The sequence below is a fragment of the Streptomyces muensis genome (assembly GCF_021474425.1).
In the GTDB taxonomy this organism is placed as follows: Bacteria; Actinomycetota; Actinomycetes; order Streptomycetales; family Streptomycetaceae; genus Streptomyces; species Streptomyces muensis.
In genome coordinates, this window is sequence record NZ_JAKEIP010000013.1 from 75788 (window position 1) to 83886 (window position 8099).

The 8099-nt window shown below is 68.6% G+C and carries 7 protein-coding genes and 1 pseudogene; 5 read left to right on the plus strand and 3 right to left on the minus strand.

Annotated elements, in window-relative coordinates:
* Positions 1-289 precede the first annotated feature (289 nt).
* Positions 290-1768 (plus strand): replicative DNA helicase, encoded by a 1479-nt coding sequence (gene dnaB / locus L0P92_RS06270; protein WP_234761505.1) that lies wholly within the window; start codon positions 290-292, stop codon positions 1766-1768.
* Between the two features lie 61 nt (positions 1769-1829).
* Positions 1830-3221, plus strand: coding sequence for a serine hydrolase domain-containing protein (locus L0P92_RS06275; protein ID WP_234761506.1), 1392 nt, complete (start codon positions 1830-1832; stop codon positions 3219-3221).
* A gap of 45 nt (positions 3222-3266) precedes the next feature.
* On the opposite strand, the gene L0P92_RS06280 is transcribed toward L0P92_RS06275, so the two are convergent.
* Both L0P92_RS06280 and L0P92_RS06285 read right to left on the minus strand, forming a co-directional pair.
* Entirely contained in the window at positions 3267-3719 is a 453-nt protein-coding gene (locus L0P92_RS06280; RefSeq protein ID WP_234761507.1) for a GNAT family N-acetyltransferase, read from the minus strand.
* Between the two features lie 9 nt (positions 3720-3728).
* Positions 3729-4187 carry a MarR family winged helix-turn-helix transcriptional regulator gene (locus L0P92_RS06285; RefSeq protein WP_234761508.1) on the minus strand — a complete coding sequence of 153 codons (459 nt, stop codon included), beginning with the start codon at positions 4185-4187 and terminating at the stop codon, positions 3729-3731.
* Between the two features lie 142 nt (positions 4188-4329).
* Between L0P92_RS06285 and L0P92_RS06290 the strand changes: the two genes are divergently transcribed.
* Entirely contained in the window at positions 4330-5541 is a 1212-nt protein-coding gene (locus L0P92_RS06290; RefSeq protein ID WP_234761509.1) for an MFS transporter, read from the plus strand.
* A gap of 96 nt (positions 5542-5637) precedes the next feature.
* Positions 5638-6060: a GlcG/HbpS family heme-binding protein gene (locus L0P92_RS06295; RefSeq protein WP_234761510.1), complete on the plus strand. Its 423-nt coding sequence runs from the start codon at positions 5638-5640 to the stop codon at positions 6058-6060.
* A gap of 148 nt (positions 6061-6208) precedes the next feature.
* On the opposite strand, the gene L0P92_RS06300 is transcribed toward L0P92_RS06295, so the two are convergent.
* On the minus strand, positions 6209-7075 hold the full coding sequence (locus L0P92_RS06300; RefSeq protein ID WP_234761511.1) for a GNAT family N-acetyltransferase: 867 nt from the start codon (positions 7073-7075) through the stop codon (positions 6209-6211).
* A 675-nt stretch (positions 7076-7750) separates the two neighbouring features.
* Here L0P92_RS06300 and L0P92_RS06305 point away from each other — a divergent pair.
* Positions 7751-8099 (plus strand): annotated as a pseudogene (locus L0P92_RS06305) (globin domain-containing protein); the annotation flags it as partial.

The following is an 8099-nucleotide window of genomic DNA, read 5'->3' on the forward strand; positions in this document are numbered from 1 at the left end:
GTGGGAATCTTTGAAGGCTTGTTCACAGGGCTGTCCACCGTGTCGTGCACAGGTTTTGCGGAGTTCTCCACAGCATCCGGGCCGTCGTCCACATGGCCTGTGGATAACCAGATTGGCTGACGGTGCCGACAGGCCTACCGTGGTCCGGCGCCCACTCCGTCCGTCGGCAGGGAAACCCTCACAAAACCGACGTGCCAGAACCGGAGTTGGGCCTCTCATTTGTCAGTGGTGTGCCGTAGAACTGAGGGGCACGGCGAGGTCCGCTCGGCGGACGGGAGGAGGTGGCTCGGTGAGTATTTCCGAGCCCTTGGACGACCCCTGGGCCGACAGCGGTCCCAGTGATCGTCTGCCCGCCTCCCGCCGACGTGGCGACGGTGGCCGTGGACGCGACGAGCAGCATGATCGCGGCCGGGACAACGGTCAGTGGGACGGTGGCGGTTCGGCCTTCGAGCGGGTGCCGCCTCAGGATCTCGACGCCGAGCAGTCCGTCCTCGGCGGCATGCTGCTGTCCAAGGACGCCATCGCCGATGTCGTCGAGGTCATCAAGGGCCACGACTTCTACAAGCCCGCGCACGAGACGATCTTCCAGGCGATCCTCGACGTCTATGCCAAGGGCGAGCCGGCCGACCCCATCACCATCGCCGCCGAGCTCACCAAGCGCGGCGAGATCAACAAGGTCGGCGGCGCCTCCTATCTCCACACGCTCGTCCAGACGGTGCCGACGGCGGCGAACGCCGAGTACTACGCGGAGATCGTCCATGAGCGGGCCGTCCTGCGCCGCCTCGTCGAGGCCGGCACCCGCATCACACAGATGGGATACGCGGCCGACGACGACGTCGACGAGATCGTCAACCGCGCCCAGGCCGAGATCTACGCGGTCACCGAGCAGCGCACCAGCGAGGACTATCTGCCGCTCGGCGACATCATGGAGGGCGCACTCGACGAGATCGAGGCGATCGGCTCCCGCACCGGCGAGATGACCGGTGTGCCCACCGGGTTCACGGACCTCGACTCGCTCACCAACGGACTGCACCCGGGCCAGATGATCGTCATCGCGGCCCGTCCCGCCATGGGTAAGTCCACGCTCGCACTGGACTTCGCCCGGGCGGCGTCCATCAAGCACAACCTGGCGAGCGTCATCTTCTCCCTGGAAATGGGGCGCAACGAGATCGCGATGCGTCTGCTGTCGGCCGAGGCGCGCGTGGCCCTGCACCACATGCGCTCCGGCACGATGACGGACGAGGACTGGACCCGCCTGGCGCGCCGGATGCCCGAGGTGTCGGCGGCGCCGCTCTACATCGACGACTCCCCGAACCTGTCGATGATGGAGATCCGGGCGAAGTGCCGTCGGCTGAAACAGCGCAACGACATCAAGCTCGTGATCATCGACTATCTGCAGCTGATGCAGTCCGGTGGGTCGAAGCGCTCCGAGAGCCGTCAGCAGGAGGTCTCGGACATGTCCCGTAACCTCAAGCTTCTGGCCAAGGAGCTGGAGGTCCCGGTGATCGCGCTCTCGCAGCTCAACCGTGGACCCGAGCAGCGTACGGACAAGAAGCCGATGGTGTCCGACCTGCGTGAGTCCGGCTCCATCGAGCAGGACGCCGACATGGTGATCCTGCTGCACCGTGAGGACGCCTACGAGAAGGAGTCGCCGCGCGCGGGGGAGGCGGACATCATCGTGGGCAAGCACCGTAACGGCCCCACAGCGACGATCACGGTCGCCTTCCAGGGGCATTACTCGCGCTTCGTCGACATGGCGCAGACCTAATCAACCCCCCGCGGGGGATTTGCGCTCGACTGTCGGCCGCCCACCGGGATGGACTGGGGGCATGACGACATCTCAGGAAGAGCTGCTCCCCAGCACGCGCAGGGCGCTTCTGCACCGCATCGCCGTGGCCCAGGCCGAAGGCCGTGCACCCTCGCTGGTCGCCGCGGTGGTGCGGGACGGCAGGGTTGTGTGGCATGGCTCGCGTACCTCGGTGGAGGGGCATGGGCCGGATGAGACCGTGCAGTACCGCATCGGCTCGATCACCAAGACCTTCACTGCCGTTCTCGTCCTGCGACTGCGCGACGGGGGCCTGCTCGACCTCGGTGATCCGCTGGAGAAGCATCTGCCGGGCACGGGTGCGGGGGAGGCCACCATCGCCGAACTGCTCGCGCACACCACCGGGTTGGCGGCCGAGTCGCCGGGTCCCTGGTGGGAGCGGACGCCAGGATCGCTACGGCCCGAGTTGTCCGACGTGCTGGGAGAGCAGCCCTTCCTGCATCCCTCGGGACGCCGGTTCCACTACTCGAACCCCGGTTACACGTTGCTGGGCGCACTGGTCGAGAGGCTGAGGGGCGCGGCCTGGGAGGACGTACTCCGGCGAGAAGTGCTCGAACCGCTGGACCTGAACCGCACGAGTACGCGCCCGCAGGCGCCGCACGCGGGTGGCTGGGCCGTGCATCCCTGGGCCGATGCGATGCTTCCCGAGCCCAGCGAGGACCTGGGCCGGATGGCGCCGGCCGGTCAACTGTGGTCGACGACCGCGGATCTGGCGCGGTTCGCCGTCTTTCTGGCCCGGGGTGACGACCGTGTGCTCAGCGCCGGGTCGGTACGGGAGATGCGGACGCCGGCAGCGCCGCCCGAGGCCTCCGACGTGGCGGACGGAGCGGCCTACGGGCTCGGTATGCAGATCCAGCACAGGGACGGGCGGCTCCTTGTGGGGCACGGTGGATCGCTGCCGGGCTTTCTGGCGAGCTTGATGATCAGCGTGGAGGACGACGTGGCCGCCGTGGTGCTGGCCAACTGCACTTCCGGACCGTCGGTCTCCCTCGTCGCGGCCGACCTCGTCCGGATCGTCGCGGAGGCCGAGCCGCGGATCCCCGAGCCCTGGCGACCGATGCATGAAGTCGACGCGGCGCAACTGGAGTTGGCCGGGCAGTGGTACTGGGGGACCCACGCCGTCGCCCTGCGGCTGACCGCCGACGGACTGGCCTCGCTGGAGCCGCTGTCCGGCAAAGGGCGCCGCTCACGGTTCCGGCCCAACGGTGACGGCACATGGACAGGCCTGGAGGGCTACTACGCCGGGGAGCTCCTGAAGGCCGTACGGCGCCCGGACGGCACCGTGGACCATCTGGACCTCGGGTCGTTCGTCTTCACGCGTCAGCCGTACGACGAGGGGGCTGCAGTGCCGGGCGGAGTGGACCCGGAGGGGTGGCGGGGGAGCAGTTCGTTCTGACGGCTCAGCGATGCGCTGTTTCACGTGAAACGGCGCATCGCGGTGTCACAGCTGGAGCTTGAATCCCACATGTGAGGCCGTGAAGCCGAGACGCTCATAGAAGCGGTGGGCGTCGGGACGGGCGTTGTCCGAGGTCAGCTGCACCAACTGGCAGTTCTGGCGCCGGGATTCAGCGACCGCCCACTCCATGAGCTCGGTCCCCAGACCGTTGCCGCGCTCATCGGCATGGACGCGTACGCCTTCGATGAGGGAACGGGTCGCGCCTTTGCGGGACAGCCCGGGAATGACCGTGAGCTGGAGCGTGCCGACGACACGACCCTCGCGGACAGCGACGATCACGTGCTGGTTCGGGTCGCTGCTGAGCCGCTCCAGTGCGGTGAGGTAGGGCGTCAGGTCGTCCGGCGACTCGCGTTGGGCGCCCAGGGGATCGTCCGCGAGCATTTCGACGATCGCGGGGACGTCGGCGGCGACAGCGGCGCGTATCTCCAGAGCTCCCATGACCACACCCTATGCGGGCACCGGAAGGGACTCCACGACGCGGACCAGGGGGGCGAGTTCGGGGTTCTGCGCGGCCTGGTCGAGGGCTTCGCGCAGGGCTTTGTCGTTGGTCGGGCGGGCCTCTTGCAGAAGACGGAGGCCTGCTTCGGTGACGTTGGTGTAGATGCCGCGGCGGTCGGTGGGGCAGAGGTAGCGGGAGAGCAGGCCGCGGTCTTCGAGGCGGGTGACGAGCCGGGTGGTGGCGCTCTGGCTGAGGACGACGGCGTCGGCGACCTGCTTCATCTGCAGATGGCCGCCGTCCCCGTCGTGCTGGCGGCTGAGCACGTCGAGCAGGGAGTACTCACGCACGCTCAGGTCATGCCCGCCCTGAAGGGCGCGCTCGATGTGCGCCTCGATCCTCCCGTGCAGCAGGGAGAGCGCGCACCAGCCCTGGGTGAGGGCGGTGAGCGCGGGGTCCGTCGCTGTCATGGCGTATTCCTCCGTCCCGGAGCGGCTGAAGCCAGAGTAGAGCAAGGTCGCAATAGCCTGCGCTTGCAAATAGAACGCGTCTGCAAGTATTGTCTCCGATCGTAAAGCGCTCCTGCAATCTTCTGGGAAGGTGTACCCCTTCATGCCTCTCGCGCTTCTGGCCCTCGCGATCGGGGCCTTCGGAATCGGAACGACCGAGTTCGTGATCATGGGCTTGCTGCCCGAGGTCGCGGGCGACTTCGGGGTCTCCATACCCACCGCCGGCTTTCTGGTGACCGGCTACGCGCTCGGCGTGGTCCTCGGCGCTCCCCTGATGACCGTGCTCGGCACCAAGGTCTCCCGCAAGCGGATGCTGATGCTGCTGATGGGACTCTTCATCGTCGGCAACCTGCTGTCCGCTCTCGCCCCCGCCTTCACCGTCATGCTGATCGGCCGCGTGGTCGCCTCGCTCGCCCACGGTGCCTTCTTCGGCATCGGCTCCGTCGTCGCGGCCGATCTGGTCGCCCCGGACAAGAAGGCCGGAGCCATCGCGATGATGTTCACCGGTCTGACCGTCGCCAACGTCGTCGGCGTCCCGCTGGGGACGTTCGTCGGACAGGCCGCCGGCTGGCGGATCACCTTCGGCATCGTCGCCGCCCTCGGGCTCGTCGGCCTCGCCGGAATCGCCAAGCTGGTCCCCGACATGCCCAAGCAGCAGGGCGTGCGCCTGCGCCACGAGCTTGCCGCGTTCAAGAACGCCCAGGTCCTGCTCGCCATGGCGATGACGGTCCTCGGCTTCGGCGGCGTCTTCGCGGCCATCACCTACATCGCGCCGATGATGACCCATGTCGCAGGCTTCGCCGACGGATCCGTCACCTGGCTGCTGGTCCTGTTCGGACTCGGCATGGTCGGCGGCAACCTCGTCGGCGGCAAGTACGCCGACCGCGCGCTGATGCCCCTGCTCTACGTCTCCCTGGGCGCCCTCGCCGTCGTGCTCGCGCTCTTCACGCTCACGGCCCACAACAAGGTCCTCGCGGCCGTCACCATCGCCCTGATCGGCGCCCTGGGCTTCGCCACCGTTCCCCCGCTGCAGAAGCGGGTCCTCGACCAGGCACACGGCGCGCCGACCCTCGCCTCCGCGGTGAACATCGGCGCCTTCAACCTGGGCAACGCGCTCTCCGCGTGGCTCGGCGGCATCGTCATCGCCGCGGGGTTCGGCTACACGTCCCCCAACTGGGTGGGCGCCGCCCTCGCCACGGGCGCGCTGCTGCTCGCCTTCCTCTCGGCCGCCCTGGAGCGCCGCGCCGGAGAGTCCACCGGCACCGTCGTCACGGGTGCCGCGCCCGTCGAGCAGCGGGCCGTCGTCCACCACTGAGCCGACCCGAGTGCGGGGTCAGGACTCAGGGCCGCCCCGCACTTCCGGTCCCGTGACAGTCCACCTCAGCACCACCACACCGCAAGGAGAACTCCTGTGAGCACCACCCTCGCCGTCGCGCCCTTGACCACCCGGGACGCCGACGTACTCGTCGAGGCCGCCCACCGGGCCGCCGAGGCCGCCGGGGTGACGGTCAGCGTCACGATCCTGGACGCCGGAGGCCAGCTGCTCGCCTTCCGGCGGGACGACCGAGCCGTGCTGATCTCGGGTGAGACCAGCACCCGCAAGGCCTATACGGCACTCCAGCTCGACGCCCCCACCGCCGATCTCGTCGACGCCGTACAGCCCGGTGGGCTCTTCCACACCCTGCCCACCGCGCTTGACCGACCGCTGCTCTTCATCGCGGGCGGTGTGCCGATCCATCGGGACGGCAGGCTGATCGGCGCGATCGGAGTGGGCGGCGGAGCGCCCGACCAGGACCACGGGTTCGCGACCACCGCGATCGAGGCACTCGCCTGACGACACCCCTCCGGGTCGCCCCGCCGCGTCCCTCCCTATCGCCCCACCGCACCACTGCATCAATGACGAAACGCCGGCCCCGACGGGGGACCGGCGTTTCCCATGAGCGCTTTCGTCCGCAGCCGAGGAGCTCAGCCGGCCGAGGAGCTCAGCCAGCGGCGACCGTCAGCGGAGCGAACCGCCGCGACCAGTCGCCGGGCAGTTCCGAGAGGCCGGACGTCATGACCGAGTTGAAGGTGACGGAGGCCAAGCCGTGCTCCTTCGCCCAGGTCAGCAGCTCCTCTTGGCGTACGTCGATATCGGTGCGCAGCGGTCGGTCGGTATAGGCGGCGAGGGAGGCGATGAGCGCCTTCGCGGTCTTTGTGTCACGAGCGATCAGTGGGCCCACGACCTGCGTGGCCATGTTGGGCCAGGCACCCGCGTAACCGATGATCCGGCCGTTCTCCTCGGCCACCCGCAGCTGGTCCAGAAAAGCCGGCAGCCGCGTGATGATGTGCGTGCGATCGGCGCCGAACACCTCCTCGTCAAGCCGGAGGATCGCGCTGAGATCCTCGGCGGTGGCCGCACGCGTGGCTACCGCCGGCTCCGAGGTACCGGGCCTGAATGTCCCCAGCAGCATCTCCGCCCGGCCGGTCGCCTTGAAGCCGAGTTCCTCGTAGAGCGGTCGTCCGTACGGCGTCGCGTGCAGCGTCAGCGGTGTCGCACCCATCGCGGAGATGACGTGCTGCATCAACCGGCGTCCGATGCCCTGGCGGGCGTGACGCTCGGCGACCAGCACCATGCCGATGGCCGCCAGGTCGGGGCGGTCCCGCGGTCCGTACTCCGTGACGACACAGGCGCTGACGAGTCCGCCGGCGGGGTCATCGATCCCGTAACCCTTCCCGGCTGTCAGCAGAAAGCCCCACTTGTGTTCCTCACGGGGCCAGCCCCGATCCTCGGACAAGTCGGCGCAGGCGGTGAGGTCGCGAGGCGTCAGACGGCGGATGGGCAGAGCGGCGAGGGAAGGAGTCGGCACGCAGGTCAGGCTGTCTGACGACCGCACCGGTCGTCCAGCCGTTTCCGGGGAGACGTACGAGCTTTTGGCCATGTCATGGTCCAGGGCGTCGCGCGCCGACGGCTGCCGGGTGTTTCACGTGAAACATGGACGAACGCGGGGCGTCCATCACGGCAACTCGGGCTGGAAACGGGGACCGTCGCGTTCGGGCGCAGGAAACCGGCTCGTACATGGGGATGGCTCTGCGGGAAGCCTGTGAATTGATGTACGGCCGCCGGTAATTGAAGGAAATGCGCCGCGTTCGCCCCTCGCCTCATTCGTGAGGAAGGAAGGGGGGACTTGTGATCGGGGCGGCTGCCGGTATGGTCGACTCCGGTTCGTGTCCGAGCTGTGATCGAGGCGCGCAGCGGCGACCGAGCGCAAGGCAATGCAGCCTAATGGGACGGAGAGATCGAAGACCCGCATTCTCGGTTATGCGGCCGAGCGTCCACACGCGATGGGATGCTGCGGTGAGAGTACTGCGGCCAATGTCACACTCTCGCCCTACTTGTCCGTACGGGGTGTGAATACGGGTTCAATGTCGCCGCATTGGTTGTGGCAACGAACGGGGAATGCAAGCCGTCGCGGGGGAAGCAGGCACCTTCCGATCAAGGAAGTGCGCAGACCGACCGAAAGATGTTCGAGGCGAGGCACACCATGGACGCTCCGACCACCACGTCGGCCGACAACGGCACTTCCGGCGGCGGGGGCGGCTGGTTCACGCCGCGCAAGCAGCCGACGACGACTCCGGGCAGCGAGCAGGAGACGGCCGAGGGCAGCCGCTTGGCGGCGATGCGCCCGGTGGGCAGGACGGCGGCAGCCAACGACCCGGAGCCGCCGCCTCAGGACGGCACACAGCCCACCATGCCGGCCACCCCAGCAGAAGCCACAGCCCCCGACCCCGGCTCCGTGCCCGCCACGCCGGTGCCGAGTCGGCGCCAGGCCCCTGAGCCGGAGACACCGGCAGCGATATCGCCCCCCGACACACCCGTCCCCAGCCCCATAC